The sequence below is a fragment of the Salipaludibacillus sp. CUR1 genome (genome assembly GCF_021028955.1).
Classification (GTDB): domain Bacteria; phylum Bacillota; class Bacilli; order Bacillales; family Salisediminibacteriaceae; genus Salipaludibacillus.
Map to the genome: position 1 here is coordinate 1 of NZ_JAIWPE010000064.1, position 19,419 is coordinate 19,419.

The window sequence follows — 19,419 nt, forward strand, 5'->3', positions numbered from 1 at the left end:
AAAATAGAGAGAGATAAACGGTTGGCGGTCAATTAAGAGGCCTCTTTAGAGGCTAAGTTGGTAAAGTGCCCTTATAGGGCGAAATTAAAACCGCCCGTTTTACGGGCGGATACTTACTTTCTTCGGTATTAACGGGAATACCACTCAACGATAAGCTGTTCATTGATTTCAGCAGGAAGCTCAGAACGTTCAGGTAAACGTGTGAATGTACCTTCAAGTTTATCTGTGTCGAATTCAACGTATGCTGGAGTGAAGTCGTTAACTTCAACAGCTTCTTTAACAATATCAAGGTTGCGGGACTTTTCGCGGAGTCCGATCGTCTGACCAGGCTGAACCCGGTAAGATGGAATGTCAACGCGGCCGCCGTCTACAGTAACGTGTCCGTGGTTAACAAGTTGGCGGGCCTGACGGCGAGTACGTGCAAGACCTAAACGGTAAACAATGTTGTCAAGACGGGATTCAAGAAGAACCATAAAGTTTTCACCATGGATACCGTCACGTTTGCCAGCCTGTTCGAACAGACGGTGGAATTGACGCTCATTCATGCCGTACATGTGACGAAGCTTCTGCTTCTCCTGAAGCTGAAGTCCGTATTCAGTTAATTTCTTTCTTTGGTTCGGTCCGTGTTGCCCCGGGCCGTAAGGGCGTTTTTGAAGCTCTTTTCCAGTGCCGCTAAGAGAAATTCCAAGGCGGCGTGAAAGCTTCCAGCTTGGTCCAGTATATCGAGCCATAAGTAGCTCCTCCTTTTAATAAAAAAATTTCGTGAAATAATTAACAGTAGTAATCCCGTTCGCACAGCCATTTCATTTTAGGCATCTTCGCCTCGACAGCTAGAGGTTACACAATACCCCTCGCATTCAGCGGGAATGAAATGAACAACACGACGTTTACTTTGGCTGTCTTATTTGCACAAAGTACAGTTTATAATTTTTTATAACTAAAGTCAAGGTAAATCTCTTTATAGACGTTAACCGCCCGCCATTCATAAGAAAGAAGATTGCTTTATCCCAATGATTTTTTTTAATGACTGTGTAATAATAGAGAGAATATATTAGAATAGCCAAGCACCAGGTAAATATATAAAAGCGCCACAAGCGATTTTTTAAATCACCTTGTGACGCTTTTATTATACATGTTTAAGCAGAACCTGGACAAATTGTTCAAGCCCTTTCTCATCATCTTCAGAGAAACGGTTTTTAAGAGGGCTGTCAATATCGAGTACACCTAATAACTCGCCGTTTCGAATTAAAGGGATGACAATTTCGGAATTGGAAGCTGCATCACACGCGATATGACCCGGGAACTGGTGAACGTCATCCACACGCATCGTTCTTTTGTCTTTTACTGCTGTTCCGCATACTCCTTTTCCATAGGCAATTCTTACGCAGGCAGGAAGCCCTTGAAATGGCCCCAGTACTAATCCGCCGTCTTTCCATATGTAGAAACCAACCCAGTTAACATCTTTTAAAAACTGGTTTAACAGGGCTGAAGCATTGCTTAAATTGGCTGTTTGGTCACTTTCCCCATCGAGTAACGCATCCAGCTGGCGTGATAATAAACCGTATTGTTCCTGTATCGGCCCCTCATAAGTTTTCGACTGAAACACTGTATTCACCCTTTCAAACATTTTTGAAAAGTATAACACACGGGGCTGCTGCTAAGAAATAATAAGGATTTTGTCGAGTGATTTATGCAGGAAAAAGCGTGGCTGGAAGGGAAATTAATAAAACACAGAAGAACCATGAGCAGCAGAGCAGGAGGGTTAAGCAGGATGAATAAAAAAGCCTCAAAAGAAAAGGTTATGCAAGCTGCCATTGAGATGTTTAATATGAAGGGATTTACGGGATCTTCAGTGAGGGATATTGCCAATAGGGCGGGAGCCAATGTGGCCTTAATCTCTTATTATTTCGGGAGTAAACAAGGGTTACTGGAACATTTAATGACAGGATTTCTGGAAGGATATGTATCTGCGATTGAAGTTCAATGTGAAAAACTGGCGTGTGAGAATGGAGAAGAACTTGTATTTGACCGTTTATTAAAGGCTATTTGGAATGTAATGGTTTACCAGCAGAACAACCATGAGCTTGCGAGGTTTATCCACAGGGAAATAACACTGGATACCACCCTCGTCAGAGAACTCATGGCTTCCTACCTGGCTAAAGAGAAACACCTATACCATACACTCCTTAACGCGGCTTATGAAAAAGGGGAAATGGCAACACGCCCAAATGAATATTTTGTGCTGCAGCTTCGCGGCATGCTTACAATGCCGTTTCTGCATCCGCAATATATCAGGGAAGTTTATCATTTAATGCCCCACGAAAACCACTTCTTAGACCAGTATTTTTCAGAGTTGTGTCAATGGGTTGCAACCCATTTTAAAGAATGCGTGATAGCTGTTCCGGCTCCCGAAAACTAATTAAAATATTTTTCGACAGATGACCTGCCGCCTCCTGTCCTGCCGGCGCTGTGAGCATCAGAACCGTACACAAGCGGTATATCAAGGGAGACTGCTCTTTCAATCCACCTTTGAGGAGGGTATGTTTCTTTACAGTGCACTTTTTCCAGACCGGCTGTATTTACATCCAATTCTTTACTGTACTTATTGAGGGCGGTCATTATTTCCTCTAAAAATAAAGAATCATCAAAGTTCCGCGGGAAAAGTTTCTGGAATTTTCTTATCAGTGTGATGTGCCCGATACGCGCTGGGGTAAAAGGGCCCAGGTCTGCTTTCACAGATTGAAGCAAAGTTTTGTAATACAGTTCATAGCACTTTTTCAACGAGCCGCACGTTTCAATAAGTAATTGGAAGGCTTCCGGACTGTAGTCCAGGCAGATATAGGAATTGTCCGGCAACCGCAGAAAATGCACAGAAAGAATGGTATCATCCAGCTTTCCGCCCCACTCGTTAAGAAAAGATGTGATTTCTTTTTCATAGCCATCAATAAAATCAACTTCTAACCCTGTACTTACGTTGATTTTGCTGGAGTAATAGTTCTTTAATTCCTCGGCTGTCTTTAAATATTGAGGCAGTACGTCTAAGGTAATAGCGCTGTCCTGGCCGGGCACAGGATCTTTGAATCCCCGGGGTAAAGGAGCATGCTCTGTAAATGATATTGAGGAAAGCCCCAGTTTAATTGCCCGTTCTATGTATTCTTCCATTTTATCTGCAGAGCCATGGGGGCAAAAATGCGAGTGAACATGACCATCATGTATGATCACTGGAAAAACTCCTTTCTTTTTCTTTTTCCCTGTAAAAAACATGAATAATTCCGACCAAATTTGACTTTTCCGTGATATGATAGGAGGGAGAATTTAATTAAAGATGAAGAAATTTGTAAAAGAATCATACATAATCCATCTTGTATTTCCAGATTAACCCTTTGAAACATTCCATGTTTTATCAGGGAGGTAATCGGGTATATTTTATCACACTTTTCAATTCAACAGGGTGTAAGGGGGCCTCATGAGAATGATATATATTATTTATGGTGCAATTCTTCTTTTCTTGATTGTGATTATTTATGGGGCATGGGCGAGAAAGAAGATCTTTAAAGAAGTAGACCGGCTGGAAAATGAGAAGATGCAGCTGATGAACGAGCCTGTGACAGAAGAACTTTCAAAGATCAAAGGGTTAAAAATGTCCGGGGAAACTGAAGAAAGATTTGAACAGTGGAGGGAAGAGTGGGATAACATTGTTACGATCCAGCTTCCTGATATGGAAGAGAAACTGTTCGACATAGAAGAGATGGCTAATAAATACCGTTTCCAAAAAGCCAGAGAGTATATAAAGTTTGTAGATGAAGAGCTGGATGCTCTCCAGGAACAAATGAAACAAATGATTGAGGAAGTAGACCAGCTAATACATAGTGAAGAACAAAATCGTCAGGACATAGATGGTGTGAAGGATTTATACGATGAAACAAAGAAAAAGTTATGGGTTCAAAAAGGAACGCTCGGACAAGCAGCTGGTATATTAGAACAAAGAATGCAGGAAATTGCCGCGCTGTTTGAAACATTTGACACTCATACGGAGGAAGGGAATTATTTTCAGGCCAGAGAGGTTCTGCTGGCTATTGAGGAATTATTAATTGAGTATGACAAAGACATAAATAACATCCCTCAATATCTTGTTAAAATGGAAAAAGATCTTCCCAGACAGTTAAATGAGCTCGAAAACGGCTTAGAAGAAATGGCTGAAAATGGTTATCCTGTTCACCATTTCTCTTACCAATGGCAGGTAACTGACATGAAGCGTCGCCTCGAAGCCTCTTTACCGCTAATAGAAAACCTTAAACTTGAAGAAGCTGAAAAGCCGGTCGAAAACATTGAAAATGAAATAAACGATATTTACGAAAAACTTGAACACGAGGTTCTTTCCAGAAATTATGTTGAGAAAGAGCTTCCGGTTTTAAGAGACAAATTAAGTGAACTGCCGGATTTATTTGAACACTTAAGAGCCGAAACTGAAGCGATCAAATTAAATTATCAGCTTGATGAAGAACATGACAAAAAGCAGTTTAAACTCGAAAAACATATTAAGGATTTGTTTAATCAGTTTGCGGTAATTGATGATGCCGTGGAAGAAAAGAAGCAGTCTTTTACTGCTTTAAGGCAAATGATTAATGAGATCCATGCCGAATTGGATAAGTTTGAAAATGAGATTGCAGAGGAAAAGAAAAACTTGAACCATCTCAGAAGTGATGAAATTAAAGCAGAGGAAAATATAAAGGAGCTAAAAGGGACTCTCTTGAAAAGCCAGAAGCATCTTAGACAGAGTAATATCCCGGGGATTCCTGAAAACCTTATATACAAGCTGGACGAGGCCGAAAAATTGTTGAAAGAAGCTTCCCAGGGGCTGACCGAAGTCCCAATTTCGATGCAGGAAATTAATAAGAAGGTAGAAGCTTCGAGAGAGTATGTAGACAAGTCGGTAGAACTGTTAAATGAAACAATTGAACAGGCTAAGCTGGCTGAACTGGTTATCCAATACGGAAACCGCTATAGAAGCCACAATCAGGAAGTGAATATTAAGTTATTACAAGCGGAAGACCGTTTTAGAAACTACCTTTACGAAGAAGCACTTGAATTAGCTCTAGAGGCTATTGAGCCTCACGAACCTGATATCCTGGATAAAATTAAAGAACAGGAACAATTTTCATTGTCTTATTCATAATAGGAGATGAAAGAAAAGGTGCAGGAAGGAACGAAAACGTTTATAAAAGTAAAGAAGTTCGGATTATCATTCTGCGATAATCCGAACTTCTTTGTATTTATCATGCTCTGGAAGTGGAGGTGTGAAATACGGTTTGAAAAACGTAACCTGCCACGCCGCCAATGATAGATGGAATTAACCAGGCAATTCCTATTTCCGCTAAAGGAAACATATAGATAATTGCCGTACTTATCTGCGGGAAAATTCCTGCAGTTGCAAGGCCGTCTGCTATACTTACCAGAGCAGCGCCCGCAACAGAACCAACATAAATTTCTTTACGCCCTTTAAATAGTTCATCAAATAAAGTAAGTATAATCAGCACGATTGCTACAGGATAGATCATGACCAGCATAGGCAGTGAGAACTGGATCAGCTGGGTCAGCCCCATGTTTGCCATTACAAAACTGAAAACAGTGACTGCAGCAGTTGCCGCCCAGTATGGTACAGCCTTAAAGGTTTTTTGTACATATTCGCCAAAGGCTGAAATCAGACCGACTGAGGTAGTTAAGCAGGCGATCGTTATTACCGTTGATAGGAGTATTAAACCGGTCCCGCCCAATAAGAACTGTGATAATCCTGTTAAGATCACTCCTCCATTTTCCTGGTAACCAAGAAGAGAAACACTTGTGGAACCTAAATAAGCTAAAGACAGATAAACAAAAATTAAACCTGTGCCGGCAATTAATCCTACTTGAAAGGCTTTTTGTGTTAATGCTTTCCTGTCCGTAAGTCCCCGCTCCTTCATTCGCGTAATAACAATAATTCCGAAGACAAGGGCTGCTATGGCGTCCATGGTAAAGTACCCTTCCTGGAATCCTGTAAAAAATGGAAAGGATTCATATGTTCCTGTCGGTGAAAGGGCTTCTCCGGGCGGGGAAAAAACGCCTGAAAAAGTTAACACAGAAAGGACAACCACGAGGATAGGTGTTAAGATTTTTCCGATTCTGGACACCAATTTTGACGGATTTAGGCTTAACCAGTAACTCAGGCTAAAAAAGACTAGCGTAAAAAGAAACAGGGATAGAACCCCGCCCTCTGCTAAATAAGGAAGGACCCCGATTTCATAACCTACTGAACCGGTTCTTGGAATTCCAAACAACGGTCCGATGGCTAAGTAGACAGCTAAAGGGAACAATAACCCGAAAACCGACCCTACCCGTTTTGAAATCTGCTGCAGGTCACCTCCGGATTTGGCTACTGCAATAATTGCTAACACAGGAAGTCCGACACCTGTTATTAAAAAACCAGTAATTGCCGGCCAGACGGATGTACCTGCTTCCTGTCCCAAAGCAGGAGGGAAAATTAAATTTCCGGCTCCTAAAAATAAGGCAAACATCATGAGCCCGATAATTAACGTATCTTTAAATGAATAGTTGTTTTGCTTCATTTATACGAGACCTCCGATTAAATTTTTATTATTAACATTTATTCAGCCATAAGCATATTAACATAAATGAAAAGATTTAGAACAGTAAAAATTAAAAGAGAATTACGAACTTAATTGTCATTAAGCTGAATCTGTTGAAAAGAAAGAAAATGTGGTATGATGTTTTGTTGAAATGCGATTGCTGACCAAAATTAAAGGAGTTCCTTTTTATGATTTATTTTGATAACAGTGCGACAACCGTTCCATATGACGAAGTGATAAATACTTTTTCAGAAGTGTCACGTTCTTATTTTGCCAATCCTTCCTCACTTCATCCATTAGGAAGGGAAGCAGAAAGATTAAAAGAGCAGGCGAGGAGAAGAGTAGGCTCACTGTTAAAGGTGAGCCCGGAAGAACTGGTCTTCACTTCGGGAGGCACTGAAGGTAATAATCTGGCAATTAAAGGCACGGCCTACCGGCTTCAGACACGGGGGAAACATATTATTACGACAGGCCTTGAGCACACCTCTACTTTCGAAGCTTGCCAGCAGCTGGAAAAAGAGGGGTTCACTGTTACTTATCTTACGCCAGATGAGACAGGCAGGATTACAAAAGACCAAGTGGAGCAGGCTCTTACAGATGATACAATTCTTGTGACCATGATTCATGTAAGCAATGAATTAGGGTCTGTCCAGCCCGTTCAGGAAACAGGGGAATTGTTAGCCAATTATCCTAAAGTTCTTTTTCATGTTGATCATGTTCAGGGTTTGACAAAAGTGCCTCTTGAACTCAAAAAAGCGGGAATTGATTTATGTACACTATCTGCCCATAAATTTCATGGGCTTAAAGGGACAGGAGCTCTTTATGTAAGACGCGGCATCAACTTAACATCCCAATTTTCCGGTGGTGAACAGGAAGGCGGATATAGAGGAGGCACCGAAAACCTTGCGGGGATTGTAGCGATGGCTAAGGCTTTGCGTCTATCAATGGAAGCCTCGAATTCAGGCGTAGATCATATAAAGCAGCTATCCTCCTGGATAGAAAAGGAAGTGTCGGCTATCGACGGAGTGGTTTTAAACTCGCCCAAGGACAGAGCTCCTCACATTCTGAATTTTTCCATTCCTAACATGAAACCGGAAGTAGTCATTCAGGCGCTGGGAGAGAAAGGCATCTTCGTATCGACTAAGTCGGCTTGTTCGTCCAAACAATTTACTCCGAGCCGTGTTTTATTATCGGCGGGCTTTGAAGAACCCGTTGCTGCATCTGCGATTCGTTTATCTTTTTCCTTTGAAAATACAATGGAGGAAGCAGCTTTATTTACTGACATATTTAAAGAAATCGTGACTTCCATGAAAAAGGTTGTGAAATTTTAATGTATTATGATCATATATTAATCCGTTATGCGGAATTGTCTTTAAAAGGTAAAAACAGAAAGCAATTTGAACAAAAGCTCGAAGCTAACATCAGGGATGTATTAAAAGAGTTTCCTGCTATAAAAGTAAGACGCTCTTTTGGACGTATGTTTGTTAAATTAAATGGGGAAAATGTTCATGCTGTTACAGATCATCTGAAAGATGTTTTCGGAATTCATTCTCTCAGTCCTTCTTTAAAAGTCCAATTGAATAAAGAAGAGATCTGCGAAGGGGCGCTTTGGGCCGCCGAAGATTCTTTGCCTGAAGGCCGGGGAACGTTTAAAGTATCTGTAAGACGTACTAATAAAGATTTCCCGCTCAGGTCGCAGGAAATGAATAAAGTGATTGGCGGCCATGTTTTACGCAATATGGAAAATATCAGCGTGGATGTGCATAATCCCGATGTAGAGCTGAAAGTGGAAATCAGGGACGATGCTGCTTATATTTCTGCCAAGGTTATTAAGGGAGCAGGAGGTTTGCCGGTAGGGACAAGCGGTAAAGTCATGCTTATGCTTTCTGGCGGAATTGACAGTCCTGTAGCAGGGTATCTTGCTTTAAAAAGGGGTGTGACTTTAGAAGCGGTTCACTTTCACAGCCCGCCGTTTACAAATGAGCGAGCAAAGCAAAAAGTGGAAGATCTAGTCCAGGTTCTTACGAGGTTTGGCGGGAAAATAAACCTCCATATTGTGCCATTTACAGATATTCAGACGACAATTCATAAACAAGTCCCGGATAATTACGAGATGACAGTGATGCGGAGGTTTATGCTGCGTATCAGTGAAAAACTGGCTGAGAGCCGGGAAGCAAAAGGAATAGTGAATGGAGAAAGTTTAGGCCAGGTAGCCAGCCAGACATTGGACAGCATGTATACAATTAATGAAGTAACTGCCATGCCAGTTTTAAGACCGTTAATAACAATGGATAAGATGGAAGTAATTGATTATGCCAGACGAATCGGAACGTATGATATATCCATTCTGCCTTTCGAAGACTGCTGTACGATTTTTCTGCCTGCTGAATCTAAAACAAAACCAAATCAGCAGAAAGCCGGCCGTTACGAAAGTTTTTTAGAAATTGATCAAATGGTCAATGAGGCCGTAGAAAATACTGCAATTAAAGAATTCTCCCGAAACATGGAACTGGATGAGGATTTTGATAAATTATTTTAAAGGTTCTTATATCCCAAATTTAATGTCTCTTTTTATTTCATAAAATATGGATAGCAAGCCATTGTTTCTCTCGAATTATAAGTCTCCTTAAGTGACATTCTATATGTACAAGGGAGGTGAGATAAATGGCGAACAACAACAGTAATCAACTAGTAGTACAAGGTGCACAGCAGGCAATTGACCAAATGAAATATGAGATCGCTACTGAATTCGGTGTTCAGCTTGGTCCTGATTCCACTTCTCGTGCTAACGGATCTGTAGGAGGAGAAATTACAAAGCGATTAGTACAAATGGCTGAACAACAGTTAAACGGGTACCAGCAACAATAATTTAAATAATTGGCTGAAAGGGCATCTAAGAAGGTGCCCTTTCTTTTTGATTTCTTTTCTAATTCCCTGTATGATGAATTTGTTAATTATACTAAAAATACACTTTTTAACAGGTATGAAAGGAGGCAGATACATGGGAACATTATGGTATGGCGGAAAGATCCGAACGTTACGACGGAAAGATGAGACTTGCGAAGCTCTCTACGTGGAAAATGGCGTAATTACTGATATCGGCTCTTTTAATGAATTGAGACGCCTTTACGAAAATCATATTTCCGAGGAAATAAATTTAAAAGGGGCTGTGATGTACCCTGGGTTCGTAGACAGCCATCTACATATGATCGGCCATGGAGAAAAAATATTAAAATTAGACGTCTCTGAAGTCACCAGTCTGGCAGAATTAAAAACAGTTTTAACCAAAGCGGCTGCTTCTTTACCTGATGGAGAATGGCTTTTAGCAGAAGGGTTTAATGAAAATTTATATGAATATAATACCGTCCCGGACAGGTTTGTATTGGATGAGGTGTCAACAAAACACCCGATTATGGTTACAAGAGTATGCAGGCATGCGATAGTAACCAATTCTTACGGGTTAAATTTGGCTGGGGTAACAGCGGAATCAATTGACCCTCCAGGCGGGCTGATCGAGAAGGATGAAAGTGGGATTCCGACCGGTTATCTGCATGACCAGGCTCAAGAGCTGGTAAGGGAGCATATTCCTGAAAAAGGGTTTGATTATATTGAAAAAGCACTTATTACATCTTTAAATGATTTATATGTAAAAGGCTATACAGGAGCCCATACGGAAGACCTGAATTACTATGGGGACGCTGAAAAAACCCTTCAGACATTTAAAAAAGTGATTGACGGATCTGTACGGAAATTCAGAGCTAATCTTCTTGTCCATCACGAAGCAGCCCCGCAGATTTTAAATATGAGAAAAGAAATTGAAAATGAATTTCTGGAATTAGGATCTATAAAGATTTTTGCTGATGGCGCTTTAGGAGGCAGAACCGCTTTGCTCAGTGAACCTTATACAGATGCAGCTGACATCCAGGGGGTCGCCATTCATTCACCGGAGCAGCTGGAGGAACTCGTTAAAGAAGCCAGGGCATACGGTATGCCTGTTGCGATCCACGTTATCGGAGACTTAGCTTTGGAATATGCTATCGGTGCTATTGAAGCACATCCTGTTTCACCGGGAAAAAGAGACAGACTCATTCATCTTCAAGTCACAAGAACAGATTTAATAGAAAGACTGAAAAAGCTGCCAGTGGTTCTTGATATTCAGCCAAGGTTTGTGGCATCAGACTTTCCCTGGGTGGAAAGCCGGTTAGGCGAAAAACGGCTTTTCTGTTCGTTTGCCTGGAGAACGCTGATTGAGTCAGGTCTCATTTGTGCTGGCGGGTCTGATGCACCCATTGAACCAATTGACCCGATGCTTGGGATTCACGCGGCTGTTACGAGAAGAAAACCGGGGGAAAAACATGAAGGTTATAACGCAAAAGAGAAACTATCCTTATACGAGACCCTCCAGCTATTTACAACCGGAAGTGCGAAGGCGATATCTAAGGAAGATGACCGGGGAGTTATCGCACCGGGCTTTAAAGCTGACTTCACTGTTTTAGATGCAGATTTGTTTGACCTTCAACCCGACGACTGGCTAAATGTAAAAGTGGTTAAAACGGTTGTGGATAATACGATCATGTATGATGAAAAAGAAACTGCGCACTCTGGTCATTGATTTGCTGACAGGTCTTCTGAAGCCTGAGACGATGCAAATGAAAACAGACGTTCAAATCAATGGCAACTATACAAACAAATTAAAAACAGGAAGGACTAAATCTGTCCTTCCTGACGTATGAATTCAGTATGGGAATTATAAAAAGCTTCGCTTTACTTTATCAAGGAAAAGGTTGTCTTTCATACGTAGAGTCTTAATTTCTCTTTCTGATACTTTAACTTTTATTTCATGAGAATGTCTTATGCTTAGAGCTTCATTGTCAGCGCCTATAATTGGATGATCATTCCCGTCCTGGACAATTTTAAGGGTAAGCTCTCTTCCTTTACTTAATAAAAGAGGTGATCCAAGGGTCCGGTACTGATTATTGTTGAGGGAGGAAACCTCTGTTAATTGCATTGCTTTCAGTTTTGGATCCACTACAGCACCATTTAATGATTTGTTATAAGCCGTACTTCCAGTTGGAGTTGAAACAACCATTCCGTCACCCCGGAAAGTTTCAAAATAATTCCCATCTATATAAACATCGATGGCAAATGTTTTAATGATATTTGAACGGATAGACAGCTCATTCAGACAGTGGAAATTCTGATTATCATCAACACTTACTTCAAGAGTGGGGTATTTAAGAACTTCGATATTTTCTGACAGCTGTAATCCCTGCTCTATTTTATTAAGGTCATGCGTATCAAAGTCGGTATAAAAGCCAAGCCGGCCATCGTTAACACCGATATACAGGCAGTCATCGCGAAATCCGGTTTTACGGATGGCCTGCAGGAATGTTCCATCCCCTCCGAAACTGACAATCAGGTTTGCATCTTTAGGGTCTTCGACGAGTTTATAATCATATTTCCGGCCGATTTTACGGACGGCTTGTACTCTTTCTTCCAATTCTTCGGAAGGTTTGTAAAATAAATAAGCTTTCTGTTGATTATCCATTGGTGATTTCTTCCTTTCTATACATAGTGATTTTCAGTGAATGAAGGAAAAACGACGTGATTCGCCGTATAATATAAGTATTCGGGATACTTATAAGAACTCCTGCTTCAATAGTATCAGAAATATAACTCCCTTAGTACGGGAGATAAAATAAAATTTATAAGGATAAGAGGTGGAAGAGCATGAATACAAAAAGATGGATTGCCTTGGGGATAGCCGCAGTATTATTTGTCGCTTCTCTCGCAGTCTCAGCTTTTCAGACAGACGTGGCATCGACTATGGATGGATTTTTCGGCGGCACAGAAAGGTTCCAGGAGAGAGTGCTTGAAGAAGGGACCGACAGAGGGAAAGTAGCAGTCGTACATATAGATGGTGTGATTCAGAGTGACCCTTCAGGCGGTCTTTTTGCTGCAGGGTATGACCATGAGCTTTTACTTGACCAGCTTGATCACGCAGCGGAAGATCCTGACGTCCACGGAGTCGTTTTGAGAGTTAATACGCCTGGGGGCGGTGTTGTAGAAAGTGATGAAATTCATGATAAAATCGTACAGATTCAGGAAGACTACCGCAAACCGGTGTTTGTATCTATGGGCAGTATGGCCGCAAGTGGCGGATATTATGTTTCCGCTCCCGCCGAGCAAATTTATGCCAATCCCCAAACGATTACCGGGTCTCTCGGTGTGATTATGCAATCAATCAATGTAAGTGAACTGGCTGAAGAACTGGGAATAGAGTCAAATGTTATTAAAAGCGGGCAGTATAAAGATATTATGTCTTCCACAAGGGAAATGACAGATGATGAACGTGAGATTCTTCAGGACCTTGTTGATGACGCGTACGAACAATTCGTAAATGTGATTGAGAATGGCAGAGAGTTTGACCGTGATGCCGTCTACGAGTTAGCAGACGGCAGGATATATACCGGGTCACAAGCAATGGAAGCAGGGCTCATTGATGGTTTAGGACATATGGAAGATGTTTATAACAGTCTAAAAGATAACTTAGGACGAGGAGATTTAACAGTGGTTGAATATGAGGCAAATGTTGGCTTCCCTTCGCTGATAGGCGCCACTGTTCAGGAAGTATTCCAAAATCAGCAGCTTACAGAAGTTAAAAGCTGGATGCGCCAAAACCAAGGTCCAAGATTAATGTACTTGTATACAGATTGAGGTGAGCTGGATGAATGAAGAGCACAATAGTTTTCAGGATAATATAAAAAACGAAGAGACTTCAATCGTTACTGAAGAAGAAATAACGGTGCAGTATGCCGGCTTTTGGATGAGATTCTGGGCCTATATCGTTGACCTGATTGTCGTATCAAGCATTAATGGCCTGGTTTTGTTTCCATTGTTTCTTGTTATGAATGTTAATGAATTAACCTGGGGGATCTTCACACTTGCGGGAGTCATTTCCGTTATTATTGCTTATGCTTATTTTATTTTAATGACAAAAAAGTATCGCCAGACTTTGGGAAAACAGCTATTAGGTATAAAGGTATTCAGTTATGAAGCTAAGGAGCTCACATGGCTGGATGTTATTTTTCGCGAAGTAGTGGGACGGTTCATCCATCAATCACTCACTTTTACGAATCTGTTATATCTCATTGTGGCCTTTTCTCAAGAGAAAAGAGGGTTGCACGACCGAATCGGCAATACTTTTGTAGCCTTGGAACCAAGAAAGACAAGAACAATCCCTTTATCGGATAATAATTAATTTTTTCCCATCGGTTAAAGCCGGTGGGATTTTTTTTGCATAACTGGATACTATAAGACTGGAAGAAGCTGGACGAGGGGAGGAAACACTTTGTTGCTGGCCTTAGTGCTCACCATTACTGCCATCATCTTTCTCATTCTTATTATGAAGTTAGAGGTGGAAATAAATATTACTCAGAAAAATAAGGATTTTGAGGGGAAAGTAAGGCTTTATCTTTTATTCCGTCTTATCCGCTATACCATATCCATACCGGCAATAGATATGGATAAAGAAACACCTTCCTTAGTATTTAAAGAGAAAGGCGAAGGAACAGGACCAGAGACAGAAAAAAAGACAAAGCTTTCCGTTTTTGATTTAGTAAGAAGTTTTCAGAAGTTCAGGGACTTTCTCAAAGATGTAAAAGGTTTTTACATTATTACTGAAAAATTTTTATCCAAAGTGACTGTTTCAAAACTGAAATGGCACTCATGGCTTGGGACAGGTGATGCTGCGGGGACCGGGCAGACCAGTGGTCTTCTATGGTCTGTCAAAGGAAGCCTTACGGGTTTTTTATCCAGATATATGCAATTATCTTCCCTGCCCTCTATGGAAGTTTATCCTCAATTTCAGCATTTTATGTTCGCTACCGTTTTTAGATGCATGGTTTCTTTCAGGATCGGTTATGCTATTCTTGCAGGAATAAAGGTTTTGTTACACCGTAAAAAAATCAAAAAAAGGCAACGCACGACTTTAAACCATCAACATGGGAGGAATTTACATGTCTGATCATCCAATTCAAGGATTAATGAAAACAGCAATGGAAAATTTGAAAGAAATGGTCGATGTCAATACAATTGTCGGAGACCCGGTAGAAACACCTGATGGAAGCGTGATTTTACCTGTATCAAAGGTTGGTTTCGGTTTTGCAGCAGGAGGCAGTGAGTTTATCCTTCAGGACAGTCCGGGTGAAAAAGGAGAGGGCGGTTACAAACATCCTTTCGGTGGAGGAAGTGGTGGAGGGGTCTCTATTACCCCAATTGCCTTTCTTGTAGTGAGCAGCCAAGGTGTTAAAATGATTCACCTTGACCACCAGGCGCACCTCTATGAAAAGCTGATGGAATTTACTCCACAGGTGGTTGATAAAATCCAGCAAATGTTACAAAATACAGGCGGAGAATCTAACCGAAGAAAAACCTCTCATACGGAAAATAACGAAAAACCGTTCACCTATTAAGAAAATTAAGCAAATTTCTGTTTTACCTCAGGCTGTTTATGGTACTCTTATGAAGTAGTAAATTTTAGTAGGAGGCGATCTGTAAATGGCTCAAGTAACATTTAAAGAAAAACCTGTCACTTTGATAGGAAATGAACTAACTCCAGGAAGCAAAGCACCCGATTTTACAGTACTGGCGAATGACCTTTCAGAAGTCAATCTATCTGATTATAAAGGAAAGGTCCGGCTGATCAGTGTTGTACCTTCTATTGATACAGGTGTATGCGATCAGCAGACACGCAAATTTAATGAAGAAGCGGCAAACTTGGGTAATATCGAAATTCTGACAATCAGTGCAGACCTTCCTTTCGCACAGAAACGCTGGTGCGCGGCTGCCGGAATAGATAACGTCCAGGTGTTATCAGATCACAGAGACTTGGACTTTGGGAAAAAATTTGGAGTGGCGATAGAGGAACTTAGATTGTTATCACGTTCAATCTTCGTCATAGACAGTTCAGACACGGTGGTTTATGCAGAATATGTGTCTGAAGTTACAAATCATCCGAACTATGAGGCTGCGATTGAAGCGGCTAAAAGTGCAAATTGAAGAACCTTGAAAAGCATCTGTTCCAGCAGATGCTTTTTTATTTTGTAAATACGGGGTAAATTTACTACAATGTAATGGACTAATGGAAATGATTCTTTAATTATATCATCAGGTTAAAATTGAAAAGGAAGTGACGGCCTTGCAGGAAAATACAAATACAGAAGCTGTATATCTCGTTCTCGATGAAGGAGCGGAACTTTTAAAAAGAGAATGGGACCTTATCTATTTAGACGCCTTAAGCCATGTGGGGGACATGGTGCATCAGGGACAAATCAGCCGGGACATTGACGAAAAGATTTCTCATAAGCTGGAGGAAATATTTAAAAAGCTGCCGGAAAAACAGGATACTGCTCCTGAGGAATACCGGCGGGCGTTACAGCTGGCAGTTCTGAAAGGAATGCGTGAAGCGACCCAGCCTCACCATGCGTTAACACCTGATGCGGTCAGTTTGTTTATCGGTTATTTAGTTAATAAGTTACAGAGTTATGATAAAAAGGCCGACACACAGGTTCTTGCAGATCCGGCGGTTGGAGCAGGTAATCTTATGACTGCCGTCTTAAACCAGCTTGACAGAAAGGCAGCATTTATTGGTGCAGACCCGGATGAGACACTGTTAAAACTTGCTTATATAAATGCTAACTTACAGTCACATTCAGTTGACTTATTTCATCAGGACAGTGTAAGTGCGCCTTTCGTAAAAAATCTGGATATGGTGGTGTCAGACTTGCCTGCCGGGTACTATCCTAAAGAAGACCAGGTAAACAGTTTTGCCACGAAAGCTGAAACTGGCCGCTCTTATGTGCATCATTTACTGATAGAAAAGGCTGTAAATCATGTGAAACCTGGCGGGTTCCTCATATTCCTTGTTCCTAATTATATTTTCCAGACAGAGCAGTCTAAACAATTAAACACTTTTATTAAAGAAAAAGCTTTAATATATTCGTTAATGCAGCTGCCGTCTTCCATGTTTAAGAATAAACAGGCAGCTAAAAGTATCCTGGTTTTAAGGAAAAAGAAAGAAGGTATTATAGAACCAAAACAATCGTTACTTGCAGAATTGCCTTCTTTTACAAAAGAGTCGGCGCTTGCGGATATGATGCAGAAAATTTCGGGATGGTTTGACGATCATTTGAAACAGGAAAAATAAGGTTTCACAAAAGTGTCATATTTTATATATCTGTACTATTATTTCACTTAAATGAGGCTGGTATATAAACAGCAGTTCACATAAAGCCTGTTTTTTTATGTGAAAATTGTTATAGTTCTGTTTCTTGAATTTATTGAAACAGTGGTTGCAATCTCCTACTTCCCATGTTTTAATTATCTATGGTGAAAAAAGAGTCAAGCAATTGTAAGAAAACTATAAAACCTAGAAGAATGAAGGAGCGAATGATTCATGTCTAAAATTATGGCAATCAATGCTGGAAGCTCGTCGCTAAAGTTTCAGCTTTTGGAAATGCCAAGTGAAGAAGTAGTCACTAAAGGTCTCGTTGAACGGATCGGTTTAAACGATGCAGTATTTACTTTGGAAGTGGATGGAGAAAAGAAAAAGGAAACAACTGAGATTGAAGATCATGCAAAAGCTGTTAAAATTCTTCTGGACAAACTTACTTCCCATAATGTCATTCAGTCTCTTGATGAAATTGAAGGAATTGGGCACCGTGTGGTCCACGGTGGAGAAAAGTTTAATGATTCCGTGCTAATAACAGATGAAGTCATTGCAGGAATTGAAGAAGTTTCAGAACTGGCGCCGCTTCATAATCCGGCTAATCTGGTTGGAATCCGGGCTTTTAAAGAAATTCTGCCAAATGTACCTGCTGTAGCCGTTTTTGATACAGCATTCCATCAGACAATGCCTGAGAATTCTTATTTATACAGCCTTCCATATGAATATTATGAGAAATACGGGATTCGAAAATATGGATTCCACGGAACTTCACATAAATATGTTTCAGAACGTGCAGCTGAAATGCTGGGTCGTCCTCTTGAAAATCTTCGGCTTATCTCATGCCATTTAGGAAATGGGGCAAGTATTGCAGCGATTGAAGGAGGCAAGTCCATTGACACGTCTATGGGCTTCACACCGCTTGCAGGTGTGACGATGGGAACTCGTTCAGGTAATATTGACCCGGCTTTGATTCCTTATATTATGGAAAAAGCCGATCTATCTGCTGAGGAAGTTATGAATGTGCTGAACAAGAAAAGTGGTATGCTTGCTTTATCAGGCTTCTCCAGTGACTTAAGAGATATAGAATTGCAGGCAGAAGAAGATAATGAACGTGCCCAGTTAGCTCTTGGAGTGTTTACATCCCGTATCCACAAATATATTGGCTCCTACGCTGCCCGCATGCACGGGTTAGATGCTGTTATTTTCACAGCCGGTATCGGTGAGAATAGCGATGTCATCCGGTCACAAGTATTAAAAGGCCTTGAATTTATGGGGATTTACTGGGATCCAACATTGAATAAAACAAGAGGGAAAGAAGCGTTTATTAATTATCCGCACTCTCCTGTCAAAGTAATGGTTATCCCTACTAATGAAGAAGTTGTGATTGCAAGAGACACAGTCAGGTTATCATCATAATACTGACAGGTATAAAATATTTAAGGAGCTGGCCTCAAAAGATAAACTTTTGGGGTCCAGCTCTTTTTGTGTTCATTTGATGAACACTAATTGCCGCGGAAATCATAAACTAAACTACCTATTTTTATAAGGGCGGCAGGATATTACTGCAGGTAAATGGAAAAGTAATAATGATGGATGAATGTAAGGGGGGTGCTTACAAATGGAATTAACCGAAAGGGAAAAAATCATATTAACAGAAATCCAAGCCTGGGAACAATGGCAATTCTCGGATAAAGCCACAGATTTTTCACGTACCTATCAAAAGTGGGCAAAACAGACTTTACAGAAGCTGAATCCTGAATTAAAAAAGAAAGCTTTAACTTTGCTCGATGAGACGTTGTTTTACTTGCAGTCAACAGTTCAGCAGGCCAGGTTTGACCAGCGGGCGATAGATTATTTATTTACTGAAGCAAGGGTCTTCCATCCGGAAATCTCTGAAGTTAAAGATATGAAAAAACTGACAATTGATCAGCTTCGGTTTATTGCTAAAAAGCAGCTTGCCAGGCAGAATCTCCTGGCATTTGGGCAGGGAGGAGTAACAGGTGCTGGAGGGTTATTCGTTACATTCGCTGATTTGCCTCTTCTGCTGGCTATCAATTTAAGGTCTGTACAACTGACTGCCATGACCTATGGATACGATATGCGTAAACCGTACGAAATGATGCTGGTTTTGAAAGTCTTCCATGCGGTGTCTCTGCCGCGGGAACTTCAGAAGGTAGCATGGGAGGACCTGTATAGTCAAATCCCGAATCATCAGAAGGATGCCCTGTTTTATGAAGGAGAAGACGATGTGCTCACGCAACAGTGGATTCAGCAGCCGCTTAAACAGATAATGAAGCTCATGTTCCTGAGGTTTGCGAGAAAAAAAGTTATCCAGGGTATACCCGTGGCAGGAATTGCTTTAGGAGCAGGCATGAATTACACGTTTACTAAAGGTGTTTCTCAGGCTTCTCACTACTTTTATCAAAAAAGGCATTTGCAGGAAAAAACGGGAGACTGGGACATTATCTAGGTATACTTACTCTGCCGTTTCACTCCCGGCGAAGGCTTGTCTGAGAGTTTTATGGCAAATTAATTCTTTAATACAAAGGCTGAGACAAAGGACGAACA

Annotated in this window: 20 protein-coding genes; 15 read left to right on the plus strand and 5 right to left on the minus strand. The window is 40.9% G+C overall.

The annotated features are described in order from the left end of the window. Nucleotides 1-128: 128 nt before the first annotated feature. Nucleotides 129-731: a 30S ribosomal protein S4 gene (gene rpsD / locus K8O68_RS12950; RefSeq protein WP_230897298.1), complete on the minus strand. Its 603-nt coding sequence runs from the start codon at nt 729-731 to the stop codon at nt 129-131. 395 nt (nt 732-1,126) lie between these two features. Then, nucleotides 1,127-1,606, minus strand: coding sequence for a GAF domain-containing protein (locus K8O68_RS12955; RefSeq protein ID WP_230897299.1), 480 nt, complete (start codon nt 1,604-1,606; stop codon nt 1,127-1,129). Between the two features lie 165 nt (nt 1,607-1,771). Here K8O68_RS12955 and refZ point away from each other — a divergent pair, with 165 nt between their 5' ends. After that, on the plus strand, nt 1,772-2,419 hold the full coding sequence (gene refZ, locus K8O68_RS12960; protein ID WP_230897300.1) for a forespore capture DNA-binding protein RefZ: 648 nt from the start codon (nt 1,772-1,774) through the stop codon (nt 2,417-2,419). Here refZ and hisJ read toward each other — a convergent pair. Further along, nucleotides 2,416-3,222 (minus strand): histidinol-phosphatase HisJ, encoded by an 807-nt coding sequence (hisJ, locus tag K8O68_RS12965; RefSeq protein ID WP_370640528.1) that lies wholly within the window; start codon nt 3,220-3,222, stop codon nt 2,416-2,418. The genes refZ and hisJ overlap by 4 nt on opposite strands. Before the next feature lie 250 nt (nt 3,223-3,472). On the opposite strand from hisJ, the gene ezrA reads away from it, so the two are divergent. Next, nucleotides 3,473-5,176: a septation ring formation regulator EzrA gene (gene ezrA / locus K8O68_RS12970; RefSeq protein ID WP_230897301.1), complete on the plus strand. Its 1,704-nt coding sequence runs from the start codon at nt 3,473-3,475 to the stop codon at nt 5,174-5,176. Between the two features lie 100 nt (nt 5,177-5,276). On the opposite strand, the gene brnQ is transcribed toward ezrA, so the two are convergent. Continuing rightward, nucleotides 5,277-6,602: a branched-chain amino acid transport system II carrier protein gene (gene brnQ / locus K8O68_RS12975; protein ID WP_230897302.1), complete on the minus strand. Its 1,326-nt coding sequence runs from the start codon at nt 6,600-6,602 to the stop codon at nt 5,277-5,279. 209 nt (nt 6,603-6,811) lie between these two features. Here brnQ and K8O68_RS12980 point away from each other — a divergent pair, with 209 nt between their 5' ends. The 5 genes from K8O68_RS12980 to K8O68_RS13000 all read left to right on the plus strand — a co-directional run bounded on the left by K8O68_RS12980 (nt 6,812) and on the right by K8O68_RS13000 (nt 11,356). Then, nucleotides 6,812-7,954 carry a cysteine desulfurase family protein gene (locus tag K8O68_RS12980; RefSeq protein WP_230897303.1) on the plus strand — a complete coding sequence of 381 codons (1,143 nt, stop codon included), beginning with the start codon at nt 6,812-6,814 and terminating at the stop codon, nt 7,952-7,954. Further along, nucleotides 7,954-9,162, plus strand: a complete 1,209-nt coding sequence (gene thiI / locus K8O68_RS12985) for a tRNA uracil 4-sulfurtransferase ThiI (protein WP_230897304.1) — start codon at nt 7,954-7,956, stop codon at nt 9,160-9,162. Before K8O68_RS12980 ends, thiI begins: the two co-directional genes overlap by 1 nt. Nucleotides 9,163-9,287: 125 nt before the next feature. Continuing rightward, a complete protein-coding gene (locus K8O68_RS12990) occupies nt 9,288-9,491 on the plus strand; it encodes an alpha/beta-type small acid-soluble spore protein (RefSeq protein WP_093054995.1) in 204 nt (67 codons plus the stop codon). 133 nt (nt 9,492-9,624) lie between these two features. Further along, nucleotides 9,625-11,235 carry an amidohydrolase gene (locus K8O68_RS12995; protein ID WP_230897305.1) on the plus strand — a complete coding sequence of 537 codons (1,611 nt, stop codon included), beginning with the start codon at nt 9,625-9,627 and terminating at the stop codon, nt 11,233-11,235. Further along, nucleotides 11,201-11,356 (plus strand): hypothetical protein, encoded by a 156-nt coding sequence (locus K8O68_RS13000; RefSeq protein WP_230897306.1) that lies wholly within the window; start codon nt 11,201-11,203, stop codon nt 11,354-11,356. Before K8O68_RS12995 ends, K8O68_RS13000 begins: the two co-directional genes overlap by 35 nt. 14 nt (nt 11,357-11,370) lie before the next feature. Here the strand turns inward: K8O68_RS13000 and K8O68_RS13005 are convergent, their stop codons facing one another. Next, the gene (locus tag K8O68_RS13005; protein WP_230897307.1) at nt 11,371-12,171 is read right to left on the minus strand and encodes an NAD kinase; all 801 of its coding nucleotides are present in this window, start codon (nt 12,169-12,171) and stop codon (nt 11,371-11,373) included. Nucleotides 12,172-12,353: 182 nt separating this feature from the next. On the opposite strand from K8O68_RS13005, the gene sppA reads away from it, so the two are divergent. The 8 genes from sppA (at nt 12,354) to K8O68_RS13045 (ending at nt 19,321) form a co-directional block, all read left to right on the plus strand. Continuing rightward, nucleotides 12,354-13,340 carry a signal peptide peptidase SppA gene (sppA, locus tag K8O68_RS13010; protein ID WP_230897308.1) on the plus strand — a complete coding sequence of 329 codons (987 nt, stop codon included), beginning with the start codon at nt 12,354-12,356 and terminating at the stop codon, nt 13,338-13,340. A 10-nt stretch (nt 13,341-13,350) separates the two neighbouring features. Beyond that, nucleotides 13,351-13,884: an RDD family protein gene (locus K8O68_RS13015; protein ID WP_230897309.1), complete on the plus strand. Its 534-nt coding sequence runs from the start codon at nt 13,351-13,353 to the stop codon at nt 13,882-13,884. 90 nt (nt 13,885-13,974) lie between these two features. Further along, the gene (locus K8O68_RS13020; RefSeq protein ID WP_230897310.1) at nt 13,975-14,649 is read left to right on the plus strand and encodes a DUF2953 domain-containing protein; all 675 of its coding nucleotides are present in this window, start codon (nt 13,975-13,977) and stop codon (nt 14,647-14,649) included. Continuing rightward, the gene (gene ytfJ / locus K8O68_RS13025) at nt 14,642-15,097 is read left to right on the plus strand and encodes a GerW family sporulation protein (RefSeq protein ID WP_230897311.1); all 456 of its coding nucleotides are present in this window, start codon (nt 14,642-14,644) and stop codon (nt 15,095-15,097) included. The genes K8O68_RS13020 and ytfJ overlap by 8 nt, the downstream gene beginning before the upstream one ends. Nucleotides 15,098-15,182: 85 nt before the next feature. Continuing rightward, nucleotides 15,183-15,683, plus strand: a complete 501-nt coding sequence (gene tpx, locus K8O68_RS13030) for a thiol peroxidase (protein WP_230897312.1) — start codon at nt 15,183-15,185, stop codon at nt 15,681-15,683. Nucleotides 15,684-15,822: 139 nt separating this feature from the next. Beyond that, a complete protein-coding gene (locus K8O68_RS13035) occupies nt 15,823-16,830 on the plus strand; it encodes a class I SAM-dependent methyltransferase (RefSeq protein ID WP_230897313.1) in 1,008 nt (335 codons plus the stop codon). Nucleotides 16,831-17,079: 249 nt separating this feature from the next. Further along, nucleotides 17,080-18,267: an acetate kinase gene (locus tag K8O68_RS13040; protein WP_230897314.1), complete on the plus strand. Its 1,188-nt coding sequence runs from the start codon at nt 17,080-17,082 to the stop codon at nt 18,265-18,267. Between the two features lie 202 nt (nt 18,268-18,469). Next, nucleotides 18,470-19,321 carry an EcsC family protein gene (locus K8O68_RS13045; RefSeq protein WP_230897315.1) on the plus strand — a complete coding sequence of 284 codons (852 nt, stop codon included), beginning with the start codon at nt 18,470-18,472 and terminating at the stop codon, nt 19,319-19,321. Nucleotides 19,322-19,419: the final 98 nt, after the last annotated feature.